The sequence below is a fragment of the Weissella sp. MSCH1 genome (genome assembly GCF_045799135.1).
GTDB lineage: Bacteria > Bacillota > Bacilli > Lactobacillales > Lactobacillaceae > Weissella.
In genome coordinates, this window is the sequence record NZ_JBJMBA010000040.1 from 151,176 (window position 1) to 171,383 (window position 20,208).

At 45.5% G+C, this 20,208-nt stretch carries 18 protein-coding genes and 1 pseudogene; 4 read left to right on the plus strand and 15 right to left on the minus strand.

Features of this window, described 5'->3' with window-relative positions:
• The first annotated feature begins 305 nt into the window (after positions 1 to 305).
• A complete protein-coding gene (locus ACJ28U_RS06405) occupies positions 306 to 977 on the plus strand; it encodes a GntR family transcriptional regulator (RefSeq protein ID WP_099088288.1) in 672 nt (223 codons plus the stop codon).
• A gap of 106 nt (positions 978 to 1,083) precedes the next feature.
• Here ACJ28U_RS06405 and pgmB read toward each other — a convergent pair.
• The 3 genes and pseudogenes from pgmB to ACJ28U_RS06420 form a co-directional block, all read right to left on the minus strand.
• Positions 1,084 to 1,754: pseudogene (pgmB, locus tag ACJ28U_RS06410) on the minus strand (beta-phosphoglucomutase).
• Between the two features lies 1 nt (position 1,755).
• Positions 1,756 to 4,020 (minus strand): glycoside hydrolase family 65 protein, encoded by a 2,265-nt coding sequence (locus ACJ28U_RS06415; RefSeq protein ID WP_407618730.1) that lies wholly within the window; start codon positions 4,018 to 4,020, stop codon positions 1,756 to 1,758.
• A 15-nt stretch (positions 4,021 to 4,035) separates the two neighbouring features.
• A complete protein-coding gene (locus tag ACJ28U_RS06420) occupies positions 4,036 to 5,358 on the minus strand; it encodes an SLC45 family MFS transporter (RefSeq protein ID WP_099088291.1) in 1,323 nt (440 codons plus the stop codon).
• A gap of 223 nt (positions 5,359 to 5,581) precedes the next feature.
• Between ACJ28U_RS06420 and ACJ28U_RS06425 the strand changes: the two genes are divergently transcribed.
• Positions 5,582 to 6,514, plus strand: coding sequence for a LacI family DNA-binding transcriptional regulator (locus ACJ28U_RS06425; protein ID WP_407618731.1), 933 nt, complete (start codon positions 5,582 to 5,584; stop codon positions 6,512 to 6,514).
• Between the two features lie 44 nt (positions 6,515 to 6,558).
• Here ACJ28U_RS06425 and ACJ28U_RS06430 read toward each other — a convergent pair whose 3' ends face one another.
• Positions 6,559 to 7,125 carry a hypothetical protein gene (locus ACJ28U_RS06430; RefSeq protein ID WP_407618732.1) on the minus strand — a complete coding sequence of 189 codons (567 nt, stop codon included), beginning with the start codon at positions 7,123 to 7,125 and terminating at the stop codon, positions 6,559 to 6,561.
• A 112-nt stretch (positions 7,126 to 7,237) separates the two neighbouring features.
• Here ACJ28U_RS06430 and ACJ28U_RS06435 point away from each other — a divergent pair, with 112 nt between their 5' ends.
• Positions 7,238 to 7,504: a hypothetical protein gene (locus ACJ28U_RS06435; RefSeq protein WP_099088294.1), complete on the plus strand. Its 267-nt coding sequence runs from the start codon at positions 7,238 to 7,240 to the stop codon at positions 7,502 to 7,504.
• Here the strand turns inward: ACJ28U_RS06435 and ACJ28U_RS06440 are convergent.
• Positions 7,501 to 7,845: a hypothetical protein gene (locus tag ACJ28U_RS06440; protein WP_407618733.1), complete on the minus strand. Its 345-nt coding sequence runs from the start codon at positions 7,843 to 7,845 to the stop codon at positions 7,501 to 7,503. The genes ACJ28U_RS06435 and ACJ28U_RS06440 overlap by 4 nt on opposite strands.
• 241 nt (positions 7,846 to 8,086) lie before the next feature.
• Here ACJ28U_RS06440 and ACJ28U_RS06445 point away from each other — a divergent pair, with 241 nt between their 5' ends.
• Positions 8,087 to 8,635: a nucleoside 2-deoxyribosyltransferase gene (locus ACJ28U_RS06445; RefSeq protein WP_407618734.1), complete on the plus strand. Its 549-nt coding sequence runs from the start codon at positions 8,087 to 8,089 to the stop codon at positions 8,633 to 8,635.
• 58 nt (positions 8,636 to 8,693) lie between these two features.
• Here the strand turns inward: ACJ28U_RS06445 and ACJ28U_RS06450 are convergent, their stop codons facing one another.
• From ACJ28U_RS06450 to arcA, 10 genes are all read right to left on the minus strand, one after another.
• Entirely contained in the window at positions 8,694 to 9,839 is a 1,146-nt protein-coding gene (locus ACJ28U_RS06450; protein ID WP_407618735.1) for an MFS transporter, read from the minus strand.
• A 243-nt stretch (positions 9,840 to 10,082) separates the two neighbouring features.
• Complete coding sequence (locus ACJ28U_RS06455; RefSeq protein ID WP_407618736.1) at positions 10,083 to 11,861, minus strand: FtsX-like permease family protein; 1,779 nt, start codon at positions 11,859 to 11,861, stop codon at positions 10,083 to 10,085.
• A gap of 12 nt (positions 11,862 to 11,873) precedes the next feature.
• Positions 11,874 to 12,626, minus strand: a complete 753-nt coding sequence (locus ACJ28U_RS06460) for an ABC transporter ATP-binding protein (RefSeq protein ID WP_099088300.1) — start codon at positions 12,624 to 12,626, stop codon at positions 11,874 to 11,876.
• Between the two features lie 566 nt (positions 12,627 to 13,192).
• Positions 13,193 to 13,555, minus strand: coding sequence for a DUF1304 domain-containing protein (locus ACJ28U_RS06465; RefSeq protein ID WP_010371001.1), 363 nt, complete (start codon positions 13,553 to 13,555; stop codon positions 13,193 to 13,195).
• A gap of 514 nt (positions 13,556 to 14,069) precedes the next feature.
• Positions 14,070 to 14,228 carry a hypothetical protein gene (locus ACJ28U_RS06470; RefSeq protein WP_172437056.1) on the minus strand — a complete coding sequence of 53 codons (159 nt, stop codon included), beginning with the start codon at positions 14,226 to 14,228 and terminating at the stop codon, positions 14,070 to 14,072.
• A 143-nt stretch (positions 14,229 to 14,371) separates the two neighbouring features.
• The gene (locus ACJ28U_RS06475) at positions 14,372 to 15,073 is read right to left on the minus strand and encodes a helix-turn-helix domain-containing protein (protein WP_407618737.1); all 702 of its coding nucleotides are present in this window, start codon (positions 15,071 to 15,073) and stop codon (positions 14,372 to 14,374) included.
• Between the two features lie 135 nt (positions 15,074 to 15,208).
• Complete coding sequence (gene arcC / locus ACJ28U_RS06480) at positions 15,209 to 16,153, minus strand: carbamate kinase (RefSeq protein WP_010371013.1); 945 nt, start codon at positions 16,151 to 16,153, stop codon at positions 15,209 to 15,211.
• A 17-nt stretch (positions 16,154 to 16,170) separates the two neighbouring features.
• A complete protein-coding gene (arcD, locus tag ACJ28U_RS06485; protein ID WP_407618738.1) occupies positions 16,171 to 17,604 on the minus strand; it encodes an arginine-ornithine antiporter in 1,434 nt (477 codons plus the stop codon).
• 2 nt (positions 17,605 to 17,606) lie between these two features.
• Positions 17,607 to 18,653, minus strand: coding sequence for an ornithine carbamoyltransferase (argF, locus tag ACJ28U_RS06490; RefSeq protein WP_407618739.1), 1,047 nt, complete (start codon positions 18,651 to 18,653; stop codon positions 17,607 to 17,609).
• A 29-nt stretch (positions 18,654 to 18,682) separates the two neighbouring features.
• Positions 18,683 to 19,921, minus strand: a complete 1,239-nt coding sequence (gene arcA, locus ACJ28U_RS06495; RefSeq protein ID WP_099088303.1) for an arginine deiminase — start codon at positions 19,919 to 19,921, stop codon at positions 18,683 to 18,685.
• Between the last annotated feature and the right edge of the window lie 287 nt (positions 19,922 to 20,208).

Consider the following 20,208-nt stretch of genomic DNA (forward strand, 5'->3'; position numbering starts at 1 on the left):
CGTCACTCCTCAAAGTAAAATCAACCAAATAATCTCGGAAACTGATATATTAGTTTCAACACAAAGAATTGTAACCGTTTGCATTTTCCGTGACAACTTGTTACTGAATTCACATAATAAATAAGTACATACTGAAACTGTCAGTTATTTTTCAGTGAAAACGTATATACAGGTCATGCCATGCTCGGTTATAATGTATTCGTTCTTATATTTCGGATTGTGAAAATAGTATCAAAATCGACGAAACAGTTCATAATTTGTTTGCAATTCACCCAAAAACCAAACACTAAACTAGGAGTATCGCCATGCCGACGACACGAAAAACTCACACTCCCCTACAAAGCGACCAAGCGTATCACCTGTTGCGCCAACAAATTCTGACCTTCGACTTGGTACCAGGTCAAAAAATTTCTGAAACCAAGTTAACTGCTGATTTGCCATACGGTCGGACACCTATTCGGGAAGCCATCTTGCAACTAAAATCTGAAGGTTTACTAACTGTGGTGCCACAATCTGGAACCTACATTGCGAAGGTTGACTTACAAGTTGCCGAACAAGCTCGCTATGCCCGCGAACAAATTGAACCGCAAATCATGCGTGATGCGTTAACCCATTTAACACCAGCCGATTTAGATTGGTTGGATAACTTATTAGTTGAACAAGCGACTGATGCAAACGAAACCGCGACTTTTTTTGCCCGGGACGAGGCGTTTCACCAATTTTTCTACGAGCGAACAGGCCACGAATTACTGTGGCGCTGGTTAAAAGATTTATCGAAACAACTCGACCGTTTTCGCTGGTTACGGGTGGCATCGCAACGCTTAGATTGGCAAGCGTTAATTGCTGAACACCAAGCAATCTTAACCGCGTTGCGTCATGATGATGCTGACACGGCATACCGCATCGCACACACCCACTTACAGCACATGATTGCTGATCAACTAGCCGTCATTGCGAGTTACCCTGATTATTTTTGACATCACAGTAAAAGGCCGTCAGTCTCCGCAATGGAAACCGACGGCCTTTTTAGTGGCAAAACTTATTTGAGTGGTTTATTTTTTTGAGATTATTCACCGTTGTGAGTTAATCAAGTTTTGCCGCAATGTTAGCTAAAGTGACCTCAGCCGTGCTAGCGAAATTAAGGTCCGCCGCCGCAGTACGGTCGCATCCCCAATCCCCAACGAGACTTCACCAGCCCCGTTGATTGACGCAATTCCGGCTGCCGCATCTTCTAAACCAATGACTTGGTCTGGTGGCAAGTTCAAAATTTCAGCTGCGCGAACAAAAATTTCTGGATCCGGCTTACCAGCCTGTAGCGTCGCTGGGTCAACAATCCCAACAAAGCTATCCGTTAAGCCCAGTCGATCCAAGATAAACGGTGCGTTCTTTGAAGCTGACGCTACACTCGCCCGGTAGCCCTTATCGTTAAGTTCCTGAATAAAAGCGGCAATTCCTGGCAAGATATCATCCGGTGTTAAATCAGAGATGAGCTCGACATAGTGTTCGTTCTTCCAAGCAGCAAAGCCTTCTTTTTCTGCTTGCGTATACGCATTTTCCTTACCGCCGGCTTGCAAAATCATTTCGAGACTACCCATGCGGTCAATGCCCTTCAACGATTCTTGTAGTTCCGGCGTCCAAGTCACTTGGAGTTGTTCCGCCAAATGGCGCCAAGCAATCGTATGAAATTTAGCCGTGTCTGTAATGACACCGTCCAAATCAAACGCAAATCCCTTAATGTCTGCAAATTTCGTCATCTTATTGCACCTCCAATGCGACAGTTTCGCCTGAGACGTCAATCGTCAATGGATCACCAGAAATTAACGTTACTTGCGCACCATCGTGATCGACGGCCACTTCAAGCAAACGCTCACGGAACATGAAGCGGAACTTATAACCGTCCCACTCAGCTGGCAAGAATGGGTCAAAGTGCAATTGTTCATCACGCACACGCATACCAGCAAATCCTTGGACGATCGATAACCAAGCACCAGTCATTGACGTGATGTGCAACCCGTCAGACGTATCGTTGTTGTAGTTATCCAAATCTAAACGCGCCGTGCGTTGATAGAATGCCACACTCTTTTCGGGCATCTTCAAGTCAGCTGCTAAAATAGCGTGAACTGATGGTGACAATGATGATTCATGCACCGTAAACGGCTCGTAGAATTCATAATTATCTCGTTTTTGTTGCTCGGTGAAGGCATCTGGGAAATAATACATCGCATGCAATGTATCTGATTGCTTGATGTACGGTGAGCGCAAGATGCGATCCCATGACCAGTGTTGGTTGATTGGCAATTGTGACGCATCCAAATCACGAACCGGAATCAATTCCTTATCAAGGAACGTGTCATGGGCGACAAAGATATGCCGATCCACATCATTGACGTCCTTCACATCAGCTTCAGGCAAATACATTTTGTCGATAATTAATTGCCATTGCGCCTTTTCTTCTGCCGAAATGGCCAACTTTTCCTGATACGTCGATGTAAACGTGTCCGCGTTGTCCAATGTATATTGCAGCACCCACTTAGCCATCCAGTTTGTGTAGTAGTTGTTGTTAATATTGTTTTCGTACTCGTTAGGTCCCGTGACCCCATGAATCATATACGCGTCGTTGCGCGCTGAATAGTGAACACGGTCGGCCCAGAAACGGGCAATGCCGACTAGCACTTCACTACCTTCGTTTTCCAACCATGAACGGTCACCCGTCAAGTGGGTGTAATTGTAGATAGCGTAGGCAATCGTCGAATTACGGTGGATTTCTTCAAACGTAATTTCCCACTCGTTGTGTGATTCGATACCATCGAAGGTCACCATTGGGAACAAAGCACCGGCTAAGTCTTGTTGTTGGGCATTGTGATAGGCCCCGGGTAGTTGTTGATAACGATACTGCAACAATGACTTCACTACGGCTGGGTCGGTCACGCCCAGATAAACCGGAATCGCGAATGCTTCGGTATCCCAATAAGTTGCCCCACCGTACTTTTCACCGGTAAAGCCCTTTGGTCCAATGTTCAAGCGCGCATCGTTACCGTAATACGTGGCAAATAATTGGAATAAGTTGAAACGAATGCCTTGTTGGGCCGCTTCGTCACCAGTAATCTGAACGTCCGCCTTTTCCCAACGTTCAGCCCAGCCAGCCGCATGCGCTTGGTATAAGTCGTCATAGGTTGCTGATGCAATGCTAGCAAAAATTGTGTCAGTCGCATTCTTAACAGCCGTATCATCTGCATAATCACGTGAAGTCGTGACAATCACACGCTTTTCAATGCGCTGTGTTGCCGCACCAACTTGACCCGCAAAAACATTTCCAACTTGTTTGTCTTCTTGCACGACATCAATTGCTGGCAAATCTGACATAAATCGTTGCCGAGCCGCCACGGTAAATTGGGGCACGCCAAATGGATTTGGTACAGTTCGCGTCATTAAGAACGCCGTGTCGTTGGTTGCTTCTGCATCAAGCACGTCCCAGAATTTTTCATCATAATTCGAATCCTCATTGACGACGTCGCCATCAATCAATGCCGTCAACTGCACATCGTGGGTCTGCCCATCAACTGCGGTGAATGACCAACGCAAATCAGCCAATTCCTTCGTCGCAACCGAGATGAAGCGATCGATTTGCACCTGCACCCCGTTAACCGTAAATTGACGGTGCAAGACACCTGCTTGCATATCCAAAGAGACCTCAAAATCAGTGTAAGGTACCGTTGCTAAATCAACCGTGACCCCATCAATTTGAATCATTGCTTTCACAAAATTCAACGCGTTAATCGCCTTACCGAAGTACTCTGGGTAGCCGATTTTCCACCAACCAACACGCGTCTTGTCAGGGAACCAAACGCCCCCAATGTAAACGCCTTGCAATGAGTCACCAGAATACGTTTCTTCAAACATACCCCGCATCCCCATATACTCATTTCCAAGTGAGGTCATTGATTCTTGCAAACGCTTGTCCGCTGGTTGCAACTCATGCGAGGTAATTGTCCAAGGATTAACTTCAAAAATTCGCTTCATGATATTCCCCTATTTTTAAACGTGACCACGGAGCAAACGCACCGCTGACAATGCTGCAATGATCAAAGCAATTGCAGAAACTAACAACATGTGTGGCATTGATGAACCCAACAATGGGAACAAGCCAAATGAGGCAACTGACGCCACAATTTGTGGGATCGTGATGGCCCCGTTGAACAGACCCAAATATGTGCCGTTATTCTTACCATCTAATGCATTCGTCAAAAATGTGAATGGATAAGCCAAAATTGCTGACCAGGCAAAGCCGATTAACATGAATGACACTAGCAAAGCCCATTGGTTATGAATGAACAAAATTGAGCCGAACCCAATGGCTCCAAGTAGCAAACTACCGCCATAAGCGAAGCACTCTTGCGCTGGCTTCACCTTCGTCAAAACCAACGCCCAAAGTACGGCGCCGATTGATTGCACAGCACTCAACACACCGAACCAGTTACCGGCAGCTTGATAGCCGGCTGAATGAGCATCCGTTGCTTGCCAAACCGTATCAGCAATCGCCCCAGTCCCATACGTCCAAAGGTATTGGAAAGCTACCCAGCTAAAGAATTGCACAACTGCCAACTTCCAGAAAATGCTTGGTGCGTGCGTCAACAAATGCATCACACTTTCTTTTGGCCCTTCTTCTTGAATACCGTGATACTTGGCATACGTTTCTGGATCGTATTCCTTGACGTTAATCAACGCGATGATGGTTGTAATCACCAAAACAATCGCACCAACATAGAATGAAATCGCCACTGAATCTGGAATGACGCCTGGCTTAGCCGTGTTGGCCACCCCCATCGCCGTCAATGCGAATGGGAAAATTGATGCTAACACTGAACCAGCATTAGCCAAGAATGATTGCACTGAATAAGCGTAGCCCTTTTGTTCTTCGTTAACCGTGTCACCAACAACCATCTTGATTGGTTGCATCGCCATGTTGAATGACGTGTCCATAAACATGATGGTGATGGCACCAAAGATCAACGCGATTGTTGCTTTGAAGCCCAAGTTTCCTGCGTTAGGCAATAAGAACATCACGATGGCTGACACAACCGTTCCGATAATCAAATACGGCATACGACGTCCAAATCGATTCCATGTCTTATCTGATAAACGGCCGATAATTGGTTGCACGAACAAGCCGGCGGCCGGTGGTAGGATAAAGAACCACCCCAGCGAGTGCGGATCAGCTCCAAGTGTTTGTAATAGTCGTCCCAAGTTTGAGCTCTGCAATGAGAATCCCATTTGTACCCCAAAGAATGCGAAACTCAACATCCAAATGGTATGTAATGGTAACGTTGGTAGCTTTTGACGAGTCCCCTCATTTGTCATTTTCGTTCCCCTTATAAAATCCATTGTGTTTTTGTTTGCAAATGTAAGCGCTTTATTTACAAGTCCAACTATAGCCGACCACAAAATCAAATGAAAGCGTTTTCCGGATGTTACCGGTAACATCTTCGCCTTCCCAGAGTGACCTTATCTCGTTCATATTTTCGTGTTATGATTGAAATAGATTGTTTTGAAAACGTTTTCATTATTTTTGAGGAGAATCATTATGGTTTCACTATTAGACGTAGCACGGGCTGCTCACGTTTCGAAAATGACCGTCTCACGCGTTCTCAACCACCCTGATCAGGTATCACCCGAGATTATTGCTGATGTCCAGCAAGTGATTGCCGAACTGGGCTATGTCCAAAACCGGGCTGGTCGAGCGCTTGCCAACAATCGGCACTATAATATCGCCTTCATCTTGTTAGATGATATCAATGAAATCGAACCATATTATGCGCATTTATTGATGCATTTAACGGATGAATTACGGCATGCTGGTTACACATTGGAAATGCGGCACGATCGTAATTTTGATTTAACGAATGTAGATGGTTTTTTAGTCAGTGGTGCACGAGGCACGGACTTTGAACTCTTACAAAGTTTAACCGTCCCTGTCGTCATTTATGGTACTGAGCCAGGGATTCCGTCGGTGGATATCGACAATAAAGCCGGCACCCAATTGGCGACCAACGCCTTGATCGACGCTGGTTATGCGCGCTTGATTTATCTTGGCATCGATATGTCTGAACCATTTGCTATTAATCGTGAGGTTGGTTACCGTGACGCGATGTTAACAGCTGGTCGGACAACTGAGATTTATCATCTGCCAAATGATGAGCACGCAGCCAAAGCCTTTTTAGCTGATTTGAATCTGTGCGGTAATACCGGTATCGTGGCTGCCACGGATCGGTTGGGATTAGGGGCATTACGGGCTGGCCGTAGTCAGGGACTAACAGTACCTACTGATTTAGGGATTGTTGGTTTCGATGGTATCTACATCCATCAACTAGCGGAGTTGCCGTTGACGACGATTCAGCAACCACTTGCAACCATTGCCCAACATATGGTTGCTTTGCTCATGAAACAGTTGGCTGGTGAAACGGTAACATCGGTTTACGTCGTACCAGAATTACTACACGGGGCCACGACAGCCTAAAAAAGCCGGTGAGACACAAAGTCCCACCGGCTTTTTGGCTATTATTAGCCCACAAAAATATTCTTACCCAAACTCAACATTTGCAAGTACTCTTCAGATTCACCACCAATAATAAAGGCCGCATTACCTGAAAGCACCGTCAACTTACCAGCGTGTGAACGGGCATATACGCGATCGAATAATTCTTCTTGCAACTTAGCACGATCACCGGCTAATTGCTCCAAGTTTTCAATCACAAGGACCTCGTAATCATCATAACGATCCTTGAACTTTTGCGCCCCAACTTGACCACCACGTTGACCAGCTTCATAGTCTTCCATGAATTGCTCAACTTCAACAATGGTCACACCGGTATCGAACGCTTGGTTAATCAAGCGTTCACGGAATTCGTAATTCTCACCACGAACCAAAATCATCTTCAAATGATCATTGTTCATGACTTCAGTCGCTGCACGCTTCAATTGACCTGGTACATCGTCAATATTAACGTCTTCATGCTTAACTTCTAATAACTTCGACAACACTTCAATTTGTTGATTCAACCCGGCAACCTGAGCCTTCAAATTCAAAATGACCTGCTCAATTGCCTCTTGATGCTGTGTTTCAACCATAATTGTTGTCCCCCCTATCCTAAGTAGTTTGTACCATAATCATAGCACGCACCCCTGATATCCTCTTATAATAAGTACTATCTTAATAGCACGATTTTCAGGAGGTCATGATATGAAATACACCCTACTCTACGAACGCGAACCACTCTTCAGCAATGACGACTTAGACCTGTTTTTAGCCGACGTCGAACTCGATGCTGACATTCGTAACATCCCATTTGATGAAGCAAAAACCCGCCAACTTATTGCCAATTTAGCGCAGCAATCAGAAGAACCTGCGATTGGCTTTCTCGCCACTTATCCGACGTATGGGCATTATGATGCGCTCGGTCGTGAAATCGACGTGACATTGGAAATTGCAGTTACCCACCAAGACTAGACGTACATTTTCTTATCGCGGGCCCGCCAATTGCCATTAGCAGCACTCACACCAATTCGAGTCGCTAAATTCGCCCAAAACTTAATATCATCTAACGACACACTCCCCAAGACGCTTGCCTCTGCATCGTAAAAATCACTCATGTCTAGGTTGTGCGCTTGAATAATTGGCAACACAAAATCACGTTGCATCGTTTTAAACGCGACAACCGGAATCAAGCCACCATTGACTTTGGCATCAAATTCGTTAAAAGCGTCATATCTAATATCTTCAATTTCACTCGCAAGTAGCGCCGCCAACCGACCGTGCCACAGACGATATTCCGTTTGTTTATCTGCCATGCTATTCACCTATCTTCGTTAAGTTAAACCTAATATAACACGGTTAAAATTAACTTTCAAGCTATCCTAACCGCCCTTTATATTCGACATCTTATTTTTCAAAACAATTTAAAAAATTCGCGTTACCTGTCGTCGTCCTTACAGGCGCGGGCATTTCGCTGTTAAAAACGTGTTGGTCACCAAAATATCTTCAAAAAATATTGCTATACTATTAATAATCATACGATAAGGGGAATTTTTAATGCTTACTGAACACCAATTGATTTCTGAACTTGCGCAAATCGCTGAGGCCAGCGAAGTTGTTGGCCAACGCACTCGCAACATTTATCTTGGCGCAGGTTGGTTCAACGAAGACCAACAAAATATCTTGATGCAAGGCTACCAAGCGTTGAAGGCTAACCCAACAATTAACGATATCTATGTTCCCCTCCTTAACCAATACGGTGGACAAGTTATCGAAGCAGGCGGGGATTTTGAACCCGACTTCGAATGGGGGACGATGACTTACAAGGCTGATATCACGGCGATGAACAACGCTGATTTGATTGTGGCCTTTATCGATGCGGCTGATCCAGATTCAGGCACGGCGTTTGAAGTTGGTTACATGACTGCTTCAAACAAGCCTGCTATTTTGGTCACAGTCGGCGATCGTAACGAACACCCGGTTAACTTGATGTTGTCATACGGGGCCGTTTCAAACGTTGACCTTGCAACAGAAGGTTTCGCTGCTTTGGAAAAGTTTGACTTTACCAACATCGCCATGAAGAAGTGGACTGGCGCCATCTTATAATCATAAATTAAAGGCACCGCGCGATTGGATTCATCGCACGGTGCCTTTTTCACTGTTATTAATGTTGTCGCAAAATAACGCTACCCAAGCCAAGCATTGCGCCGACCAAAATTAGGATAATAATCGGTAGACTTATCGCCCCCACGGCTTGGTAAGTCCACCCGGTTACTAGTGGTAAGACCACCATCCCCGCTTGGCAAAACGCCAAGTTCCAACTGACAACTCGCTTCGCCTTTTGGTCATTGTAGCGCGCATATGGCACCATCATCATCAATGGATAGATGGCAGATAATCCCAGACCAAGTCCGAAGCCAGCGAATGGTAGCAATGTCTCAACTGGCAAGAACATACTCCCAGTCGCGACGGCTGTCAAAATAATATGCGTTAGAATCAACCGCCGATTTGATTGCCAGCGGGTTGTCACCCCAGTCAAGAAACGGCCAACCATCAGACCGGCCCAAAACAGCGTCGCCACATTAGTCGCTGTTGTCGCACTATATTGCCAATGATCAACGGCAAAACTAGAGACATATTTGCCAATCACCAGCTCAACACCGTACACGAAGTAGAAGCCCGGCAATAGCCAATCTGAACCAGTAAGTTTCACGGTGGTCATTTCATCGTCTGTTACAGCTGTATCAGCACCCCGAAAGGCCTGTCGTGAGCTCATAACAACCGCCATGATAATGACTTGCAGCACAATGACGCTTAACACACCCAAACGCCAGCCCATCGGAAACACAAGACTCAGGGCCATCACGAATGAACTCAACGTCACGCCAACCCCATACATGCCGTGCAGAATACTCATTAGACCACTTGAAAAGCGCTTTGCCGCATAGTCATTTACCGCGATATCAATAGCGCCTTGCCCAAACCCCATGGCAATCGCCGCGACAATTAACAACCAGACAGCTTGACCCCACATTAGTGCCAGCAAGCCGATTAACACAAACCACATGCTTAGCATCATAATACGATCCATCGTGAGCTTAGCTGATAATTTCGGATACAGCAAAGTTGAGCCAAATGAACAGACTAATGAAATTGCGGTTAGATAGCCGACATAGTCGACATTCACGTGATAAGTTTGCCGTACCGCCGGCCAAGCGCTTCCTAACACAGAATCAGGCAACCCGAGGCCAATATAAATTAAAAAATTGACGATGATAATAAACACGCCAACTTTAGCTGTTTTTTGCATAAGATTTCCCCTGTACTTCAACACTTTCCCCAGCCCCTTCATTTTACGGGAATGTGCCGGATTGCGCACGCACAAAAAAAGCAGGCTACCTTGCGCGTTTAGGTAACCTGCTTTCAGGTGTCGTAGATGTCTCAAACAAACGTTTTACGTCATTTACTCCACAGCATTTTGAATACTTACATTATACCGTATCTGCCCTTAAATTACATGAATAATTTAAGAACACGGTTTATGCGTCCGATATTACTTAAGCAAACGACGGTACAAAATGACCGTCATGACAAAGTAAATGACGTACAAAACGACAATTGCAATCAGCGATGGCATAAAGCCGACGTATGGATCCGCCATCAATGCTTTGAACATTGGTAGACCGAAAACGACATCTAACGTTCCGATGATCATTGGAATGAAGAACAAGACACCCAAGTCTTTCACAACCGTAGTCGTTACTTGGCGCTTGCTCGTTCCAATCATCGTCAAGATACGATAACGACGCTTGTCATCAGCAACCCCTGACAATACCTTAAACATCAACGTTGATGCCAGCATCGCCAAGAAGGCAATTCCTAAGAAGATGCCCATGAATTCCAAACCGCCGAAGACGTTCTTAAGCAACGTAAACATACCTGGCACACCGGCTTGGTGATTCATTGCCGTCCCTGTCAAACGAGCTTCACGCTTTGCATTCGCCGTCAGTGTTGCTTCGTTGGCGGCAAAGCTCTTAACCGTCACCAAGCGAACTGATTTCACATCCCCCTCAACGGCCATTTCAGACTCGTTGTGTGTCACAACCGCTGTTGCACCATATTGCTTATCCAAAATTTGGTTGGCAATACTCGTTAGCGTGTATTCTGAACCCGGCGTCGCCAACATGTAATCACCGGTTAACCACCTAATCCGTGTTTCATTTCCCTTGCCAGTTTCAACAACTGTTGGCAACTTCTTGGCGTTAAACTCGTCACCGTTAAAGTACACCTTGCCCTTATTCACACTATAGTGATACGTGGCTTCCCAAGTGATGTCCTTCAAATTTGACGTGCTAATTTTATCTGACGTGTAGGCCGCCGTGAATGGTTGACCCGACTGCGCTTGTTGCGGCAAGGCACGATAATACCCTTGCCCCACTGACATGGCGCCAAGTGCCAATCCGAACATAACTGAAATAACCGTTAAAATACGTTGGTACTCGGGTAGACGGAACAATAGTTGTCCGTTCAAGAATGACCGTAATCCACGATTGTTGAAACGTGATCCACGCAAAGCGTACGTGACCATCTTCAACGTCCGGCTCACAAACCAGTACGTTCCCCAGACGTTAAGCACAAGGACAACAATGAACCCGTACAACCCAAGATGCACGATGCCTGGCATCATCACATAGCTAAGAATCAACAAGCCCAAGCCAACCAAGCCAAGAATTGGATCAAGAATCTTGTGACGCTTTGGTTGCGAAACCTGTTTGTCCGCCGTCAACAGTGTCAACGTATCTTGCTTGCTAAGTCGGCTACGGTTGTAGAGCCCGTTAATGAAGAACAAAGCCACGAAGAATACCAACGTTGCTAATGCGGCATTAAACGAAAATACTGACCAGTTTGCCAACTTTGTGTCCAGCAAATTCATCAAGAAATTACCACTGGCGGCTGTTAACCCAATACCAGCGAAGATACCAATGACCGTTGAGATGACACCCAAGGCGAGCGTTTCTTGCATTAACAAATCACCAATTTGTGACTTCTTCGCTCCCAACATTGACATCAAGCCATATTCAGACTGACGCAACCGCAACAGGAAGCTGTTGGCAAAATTCAAATACACAAACGTAATCACACCAAGCAAAAATTCACCGACCATAAAGACTGGCACAATCAGACCAATTGATGAATTATTTAACAAAAAATCACGGTTCAACGCGATGGCACTCAGCATGTAAAAGATAGCTGCTGAAATGACCAACCCGACGAAGAGCACGGTGTAGTCACGCCACTTCGCGCGGAGTGACTTTAAAGCAATTTGAAACATGTTATCACCCCACTAGTTAAAGTTGCCAAGTTCTGACAACACATAGTTATAAAAGTCTTCACGTGAACGATCATCACGCGTCAACGTCTTCGTAATTTGACCGTCTGTCAGGAACAAAATCCGTGAGGCAAATGATGCTGAGAACGGATCGTGCGTCACCATCACAATTGAGATTTCACGTTCTTGGTTAATCGTCGTCAAATAATTCATCATTTCGCGAGCGTTTTCTGAATCCAAGGCCCCCGTTGGCTCATCACCAAAAATCAAAGCTGGCTCGTGAACCAACGCACGGGCAGCCCCAACACGTTGTTGTTGACCACCTGACAACTCTGATGGGTACTTATCCAAGTACTCACTGATGTGAAGCAATGCTGCCACCTTCGCGACGGCATCGTTGATCACCCGTGTCTTTGCTTTTTGGAGTGTCAAAGGCAACGCGATATTCTCACGCACCGTCAAACTTTCAATCAAGTTGTAACTTTGGAAAATAAAGCCCATGTCACGCCCACGGAAGTTTGAGATTTCATCGTCAGTCATGTGGAGGATATCTTTATTATTAATGGCCACTGCCCCTTCGGTTGGCTTCATCAACGTTGATAAGATATTGAGCAATGTTGACTTACCTGATCCTGAAGGTCCCATAATGGCCACAAATTCACCACGTGGGACAGTCAATGACAAGTCCTTCAAAACGTGTTGTTCCACCCCGGCTGCGCTGGTGTATGTCTTATTTAGCTTATCCGCAATAAGTACTGGTTCTGTCATGTTCGTTTCCCCACTGATTAATATCTTTTGTTTTGTTTCATTTATATTACAACACATACTATACAACGAACAATATGCCATGTCAAAACAATAAGGTGGTTAATTTTTTAATTACGTGGGGAAAGTTTGGTTTAGTGATGTCGTCGCGTTGCGACGAAACATGGTGGGTGGGGTGTGACTTCGCCAAAGATTGCCAGGGGTAAACTCCGCCGGCGCGAGCACCGGCTAGCACCCAACTAATTGGGTTAAGGGGTTGGGTCCGTTCGCCTTATCTAACCGGCGGTCGGCCGAACTTGTGTGTTCACCCCTGACAATCACTACGTCACACCCCACCCACCATGCCAGCAGCCAAGATAGTGTCTACTAGACTAGCTAGTCATCCTTCCGGTTCATGCGTTAGCACGACACATCATCAAACCACACAAAAAACGCGCCGTATATCTACGGCGCGTCGTACAAATATTTGTACTGATAGTCATTAGCGTAACTACCACGGGGAATAACTATAGTATAGGGGGCTTCTTAAATTTTTACTAATAATAACTCTCGAAACCCCATTTACCCCATTAGATGTGCAAGATCAATGCCAACAATGCGAGCGCTGCTGGTAATCCTTGCACCAAGATAATTTTCTTGGCAGCTGTCATGCTCCCGTAAATCGCAACCACGATAATGTAAGCCATAAAGAGCTTCAACATCGTCATTTCAGCTGCGCCATTTAGGACAACCATCGTTAGCAAAATCAAAACACCCAACATACCGTTGTAAATACCTTGATTTCCTAGCAACGACCGAACTTCTGGTACTTTCGTAAATTCTTCCTCTAACTCAAACGTTTCCGCTTGCTTCTTTGGCGACCCAAACATCTCTAAGCCCATGATGTAAAGTGCTTCCAAAGCAACCAACACCGTCAAAATAATCCCAATCATAACGACTAATATCTCCTCATAAGTTATGTCACTAGAATAACATGATAGATAATATAAAAGCCACACCGCGTATCCGCGATATGGCTCAGGTATGGTTGACGACCCACAAAATATTTTTTGATTGTGAAAGCGTTGATGTTGATAAAGAGTCGTCTCATCACCCTCTTGCTGTTCGAATATTTCCTGGAGAGAAATTTCATCGATCGGTATTTTCTGAAGGAGAAGAGTTTTCAGCTAGTTTTTAAGATATTGAACGATTACTCGAACAGCAAGAGTGAAACATGACGACGTTACTTATCAACACGGTCCCCGATTCCTTAAACGTTTTCAGTCTATATCATCAACATTGCGTTCCCCGTGTCTCTAACACAAATATTATTGTAAGCGCTTTCCATTAAAATGTAAACCCTTTCATTAAAATTAGTTTCGATTATGGGACAGATTTTTTTCGATTTTTAACAAAAAAATGCTACCAACTTTAATAATTGGTAGCATTTTAGCCATTACTAATATATTAGTCTGCTTTATCTCGATATTGTGTGGCATATATTAAGGTCAACGTCGCAACAGCCATAATAATGACCGTCACAACTATCCCCCAATGTAAGAAAATAGACGCCAAAATGAGTGCCAACAGTCCTAACGTTAATCCCAAAGTTTTAATCGTTTGCATAATAGGTCCCCTCCTAAAAGCCATTGCTCACGGTCATTATACAACCTTGCAACATGGCATGAGAGAAAATCCACAATTTTAGAACTTGCTACCGGGAAAAGTCTACTTTGTCGTAGTAGCCATTCATTAACCATACTAGCGGACTAGTCCACTTTATCGCGTGGCAACAAACTGTCCGACAGGCTTTGTAGCTCGTTTACCAAGTTATCAAAACAGGCAGTCTGTTTGCGAACATAAGTCACAATCAATGGCAACAAATCAACGCCTTGCTTTGGGTTCAGTCCAGTAGTTGCACAGATTTTGTTTAGCCTATAAACAATTGTCTTGGGATGCACCAGCATTAAACACGCTGTCTCTTTTGTTGATGACAGGTGCTGGACATATTCCCAAAACGTCAACCAGGTTTCATCATCAATCCGTTCATAGTACGCCGCAACATTTGGATAGACCAAATCAGATTTAACCAGGTCATACAGATAACCAACCCGATTAAAGATGACAACCCGCTCAAACTCATTGGTCAGCAACACGGCAAATAACGCCTCTTTAATACCTGTCGATATATCAAAGTGTGCACCCCCGACACCTGCGAAGATGTCTGGTGACAAGGCCTCCAAAAACGGTTGCACGCCTTCCTCAGACAAAACATAAATCCGGCGCTTGGCGTCCAAATTAAGTGCCAAGCGATGTTCAGGCATCCTGCGTTGATTCCCACTTAAAACAACCGCTATATAGCGTTGCTCCAAATCAACACCGTTTATTTTAGCTTTACTAATAAAAGCTTGGTCCAAGGCTGTATCGTAGTCTGAAATATACAGCCACTGTGTCATGAAATTTTGTAGCATTGTATTTCCCCCTTGAAATCGCAGCTCAAAAACTCTCCTCCTTAATTATAAGCGTCCTCATGCAGGCAGCCCCTTAAATTTTTTGGGTTTACGAAAAAATAAGCGAGCATGACCGCTCGCTTAACTATAACTCGATTAATCTGGTACAATCACTGTCCCATCCCCATCAGCAAGATATGCTTGCACATTATCAAGCGATGTAATGACGGCAGGCCGCCCCGTATTCCGTACGAAGCTAATAGCTGCTTCAACCTTAGGCTTCATCGACCCGGCCGGGAATTGGCCAGCATCTACCAATTGCTGCATTTCCGTCACGCTAATCCGTTTGATCATCGTCTGCGACGGTTGGTTAAAGTCCTTCGCCACATAGCGTACCGCCGTCAAAATCAACAATTCATCGGCGTCGACCAGTTCAGCTAGCTTAGCTGCCGTAAAATCCTTATCAATAACTGCTTCGACCCCTGTCACGTGACCTTCCTTTTCGATCACCGGTACACCACCGCCACCGCCGGCAATTAATGTCACGCCATCTTGTACCAAGGCCTGAATTTCAGCGGCCTCCATGATACTAACCGGCTTAGGTGATGGGACAACCCGGCGGAAACCACGGCCAGCATCAGCGACAAATTGCCAATCTGGATACTGCTGCTTAATCGCCGGTAGTTCATCAACCGTGTAAAACGGACCAATTGGCTTTGTTGGCTGACGGAAAGCTGGATCAGCTTCATCAACGACCGTGCGCGTTAATACTGTGGCCACCCGTTGTGATAAACCACGAATACTAATTTCATAATTCAAGGCATCAGCCAACCATAAACCAATTTCACCTTGCGTCATCGCCCCGACCGTATCTAACGGCATTGCCGGGTTCTTCACCGAACTACCTTGTAATTGTTGGAGCACTAAATTACCGACTTGTGGCCCATTACCATGAGTCAAAACAAGTTGCACATCCCCAGCCGCTAAGAAATTAATCAATTGTTGCGCGGTTTGCTGGATTGCCTGTTGTTGTGCGGCTGCGCTGGGATCGTCCGTCAAAATGGCGTTTCCCCCAAGAGCCACCACGATTCGTTTCGTCATTCGCGACACTCCTTTACTTAAATCTTTAAGTTCCCCGTTGCTAAGGCCACAATGGCACCTAGTGCAAGAACAATCACGACACCCATCATCATGAGCTCTGTCTTTGAAATCACCTGTTGGACTTCTCGCCGTGCTCTCACATACAGCATGAACCCTAAGACATAAAGAATCGTGCAGAGCCATAAATACTGCATGCCTGAAAATACAATCGCGGTCACTTCAAAGACAACTGCAATCAGCCCCGGCAGAATAACCGACAGCTTTTTCAGTTGTAACCCCAGCTTTAGTTGATAGGCCCCCACTAGGACATAGCAAACCACGATTGCTGCCGTACACAATGAGTAGGCAAAATTATAGGCTTCGTCAGTAAACAAAAGCGTAATCAGGAAGATTTGAATCAATACCTGAGTTAACAACAATGAATGTTGCGGTGCCCGGTACTTATTCAAAACACCAAACCACTTAGGTAACAAACCCTGTTCTGCCATTAATGACGTTGCTTCCACCGGTAACATCGTCCATGACAACCATGCCCCTAAGATCGAGATAATCAACCCGATACTGATAAACGCACCACCAATCGGACCAGTCATACTTTCAAATAAGTACAACAAAGCTGGATGCTGCACATGTTGTAACTCCTGCAATGAGAGATAGCCATATGGCAAGATTGAGACCACCATGTAGATAATCAGCAACGAAATTAACCCGATAATTGTCGCCTTACCCGCGTCGGACTTTTTCTTGGCGCGAGCTGCCATCATCGTGGCGCCTTCAATACCAACGAACACCCACATCATTGCCATGACACAGTTCTTGATTTGCTCGGCAATCCCAGTACCAGTTGCTGAACTAAAAACGAGTTTACCACCCACATTGGTGCTCATATTTTGCCAAAAATGGGCCGTAAATACGCCCGCCTTAATGCTCAAAATGGCTACCACCACAAAGGCAAAAATCGGGACCAACTTCGTAATCGTAACAATCGTGTTGATTGCCGCAGCTGATTCAATCCCCCGCGTCACCAAGAGCGTTAATGCCCACGACACCAGTGATGCCAACACAATTGCTGGCACACTATTGCCGGACTGCAACACCGGGAAAAAGTATCCTAGCGCTGACATTAACATCGTGGCAAACGCCACATTACCAAGCCATGCTGATAGCCAGTACCCCCAACCAGAAATGAACCCAGCAAAGTCACCAAAACCAGCCCGCGCGTAATCTGATACACCCGTTAATTCAGGTTTATTCAATACCAAATTATTTAAGCTAAGCGCTAACATCAATATGCCAACCCCAGTAATAATCCAGGCTAAGATGGCGGCACCGGGTGTTGCCCCTTGCGCAAGCGTGGCCGGTAAATCAAAGATGCCGGCTCCAATTGCGGAACTAATAACAAGGGCAACTAAGGCCGGTAGCGCAATCCCGTGATCCTTAGTATCTGCCATAGCTACTTACCGTTTTCTTCAAGCGCTGGCACATCGGGAATAAACAAGTTACCCAACGTTGCTGCCATAATCGCCTTAATTGAATGCTTGCGGTTTTCAGCCTCGTCCCATTGACGCGCAAACTTACTGCGGAAGACTTCATCCGTCACTTCCATTTCAGTGATGCCATATTGAGATTGCACCTCTTGGCCGTACTTCGTATTCACGTCGTGGAAAGCTGGCAAGCAGTGCATGAAGATTAACTCATCATCTGGCGTACCCGTCTTACGCAACATCGCCATATTAACTTGATAAGGCGTCAACAACTTCACACGGGTCTCCCAGTCTGTTTCACCCATCGATACCCAAACATCTGTGTAAATAACATTTGAACCCTTGACGCCCGCATCGATATCAGCTGTCACGAGTAGCTCTGCTCCGGTTTCCTTTGCAAACGTATTGGCCAAATCCACCACTTCTTGCGTTGGATGCAATTCTTCAGGCGCGACAATGTGGATATTTACGCCCAGCATGGCCCCAGTAACCAACAATGAGTTTGCCATGTTGTTACGCCCATCTCCCACAAACGTGAGCGTTAAGCCACGCAAATGACCGAAATTTTCTTTCACCGTCATAAAGTCGGCAATCATTTGCGTTGGGTGCCATTGATCAGTCAAACCGTTCCAAACCGGCACACCTGAATGCTTGGCCAGGCCTTCCACATCCGCCTGACTGAAGCCGCGGAACTCAATACCATCAAACATGCTGCCTAACACAATGGCGGTATCTTCAACAGATTCCTTCTTCCCCAATTGGATGTCATTGGCCCCCAAATATTCTGGGTGTGCCCCAAGTTCTACCGCTGCCGTGGTAAAGGCTGAACGCGTCCGTGTTGACGTCTTTTCAAAGAGCAAGGCGATATTCTTTCCCTCTAGGTAACGGTGTGGGATGTGATTCTTTTGCAATGTCTTCAAATGTAACCCAAAATCAACCAAGTATTGGATTTCAGCTGATGTGAAGTCCTTTTCAGCTAAGAATGAACGCCCTTGAAATACTGAATTAATTGCCATGATTTTTACTCCTCATCTTTGTCTGTTGATTACAAATCTTCACGCCAGATTGGTTGCGACATGCAACGTGGACCACCACGGCCACGTGACAACTCACTTGAAATCACTTCGTGTACAATAATGCCGTGGCGACGCAACAATTCGTTGCTGACATAATTTCGGTTGTAGGTCACGACTTCACCTGGGGCAATCGTCAACGTATTTGACCCATCGTTCCATTGCTCACGTGGTGCCACAATTTCATCACCACTACCAGTTTCAATCAAATCCAATTCTGGCAGATCTAACACTTCTTGCAGCGTCTTGCCCAAATCGGTGCGGTGAGCCAACTTCACTGTGCCATCAGGTCCTGGCGTCATAATGAAAATGTTCATTTGACCACCGGCATCCATAATGCCTGGGAAAACCGTAAATTGATCGCGGTTAACCATCGTGAAGACCGTATCGAGGTGCATCATGGCGTGGTTGTGCGGAATTTCGACAGCGACCACCGTATCAAAGTGGCTATTTGGATTAGCAAACAGCTCCTTGGCTAAGGCTTCAATTGACTTTGATGACGTGCGTTGCGATACCCCAATGGCAATCACGTGGTCGTTCAAAATCAATTCATCCCCACCTTCAATGCGTGTGTTGTGGTTACGGTCACGCCAGATATCCACATGCCCAGCAAAGCGTGGGTGATACTGCATGATAAATTCCGTAAACAACGACTCTGGTTGACGGGCCTTATACGTCATGTGGTTAATGGTGATACCGTTTCCCATTGAAGCTTGCGGATCACGTGTGAAATACGCATTAGGTAATGGGTCCAACAAGAATGGGTTCGCCGCATCGCGACCTGCCAAATCATGCAAAGAATCATTTTCAAAATCAAACTCGTTACGTCGAATACCGGCATACAACTTCGTCACCATGTCCCGAGTATCAAACGTCTCCAAGTAATTAAACAAGGCATCGTGTGTCGTACCAATACCGTAGCCAGCTTCATCCAGGTACTGCTGGACAAACCGGTGCCGAATCACGTCATCGCTATCTAACGCTTCAACCGCCAAATCATCGACATACAACGTTTCAACGCCATTATCGCGCAGCGTATCAGCGAAGAAATCGTGTTCTTCTTGGGCAATTTTCAAAAATGGAATGTCATCAAATAACAACCGTTCCATTGTGTCTGGTGTGATATTCTCAACCTCGGCCCCAGGTCGCTTCAAAAGCACTGACTTGAGTGTCCCGATTTCAGAATTAACATTAATCGCAGGATTGTTCATGATTTTCCCCCTTATGAACTTTTAACAAAGCACTTTTGTAAGCGTTTCCTTTGCTACGTGATTATTATTGCACCAAGACCCATTACCTCGATATGGCACTTTGTCTAGATATTTTTAGCCAAATCGCTAAAGACACAAAAACGCGCAAAAAGAGGCTGGGACAAAACTCAGCTGAACATTTTGAATAAAAGCAGGCGCAAACCCATGTATATCAAGGGTTTGCGCCTGCTTTTTGGTATAATAGTGGTAATAAAGGCAAAGAAAAAGACGTTGAGCGGCAACTCAAC

Coding starts and splice junctions, on each gene's coding strand:
- ACJ28U_RS06405 (WP_099088288.1), top strand. CDS start 306: ATGCCGACGACACGAAAAACTCACACTCCCCTACAAAGCGACCAAGCG.
- ACJ28U_RS06415 (WP_407618730.1), bottom strand. CDS start 4,020: ATGAAGCGAATTTTTGAAGTTAATCCTTGGACAATTACCTCGCATGAG.
- ACJ28U_RS06420 (WP_099088291.1), bottom strand. CDS start 5,358: ATGACAAATGAGGGGACTCGTCAAAAGCTACCAACGTTACCATTACAT.
- ACJ28U_RS06425 (WP_407618731.1), top strand. CDS start 5,582: ATGGTTTCACTATTAGACGTAGCACGGGCTGCTCACGTTTCGAAAATG.
- ACJ28U_RS06430 (WP_407618732.1), bottom strand. CDS start 7,125: ATGGTTGAAACACAGCATCAAGAGGCAATTGAGCAGGTCATTTTGAAT.
- ACJ28U_RS06435 (WP_099088294.1), top strand. CDS start 7,238: ATGAAATACACCCTACTCTACGAACGCGAACCACTCTTCAGCAATGAC.
- ACJ28U_RS06440 (WP_407618733.1), bottom strand. CDS start 7,845: ATGGCAGATAAACAAACGGAATATCGTCTGTGGCACGGTCGGTTGGCG.
- ACJ28U_RS06445 (WP_407618734.1), top strand. CDS start 8,087: ATGCTTACTGAACACCAATTGATTTCTGAACTTGCGCAAATCGCTGAG.
- ACJ28U_RS06450 (WP_407618735.1), bottom strand. CDS start 9,839: ATGCAAAAAACAGCTAAAGTTGGCGTGTTTATTATCATCGTCAATTTT.
- ACJ28U_RS06455 (WP_407618736.1), bottom strand. CDS start 11,861: ATGTTTCAAATTGCTTTAAAGTCACTCCGCGCGAAGTGGCGTGACTAC.
- ACJ28U_RS06460 (WP_099088300.1), bottom strand. CDS start 12,626: ATGACAGAACCAGTACTTATTGCGGATAAGCTAAATAAGACATACACC.
- ACJ28U_RS06465 (WP_010371001.1), bottom strand. CDS start 13,555: ATGATTGGGATTATTTTGACGGTGTTGGTTGCTTTGGAAGCACTTTAC.
- ACJ28U_RS06470 (WP_172437056.1), bottom strand. CDS start 14,228: ATGCAAACGATTAAAACTTTGGGATTAACGTTAGGACTGTTGGCACTC.
- ACJ28U_RS06475 (WP_407618737.1), bottom strand. CDS start 15,073: ATGCTACAAAATTTCATGACACAGTGGCTGTATATTTCAGACTACGAT.
- arcC (WP_010371013.1), bottom strand. CDS start 16,153: ATGACGAAACGAATCGTGGTGGCTCTTGGGGGAAACGCCATTTTGACG.
- arcD (WP_407618738.1), bottom strand. CDS start 17,604: ATGGCAGATACTAAGGATCACGGGATTGCGCTACCGGCCTTAGTTGCC.
- argF (WP_407618739.1), bottom strand. CDS start 18,653: ATGGCAATTAATTCAGTATTTCAAGGGCGTTCATTCTTAGCTGAAAAG.
- arcA (WP_099088303.1), bottom strand. CDS start 19,921: ATGAACAATCCTGCGATTAATGTTAATTCTGAAATCGGGACACTCAAG.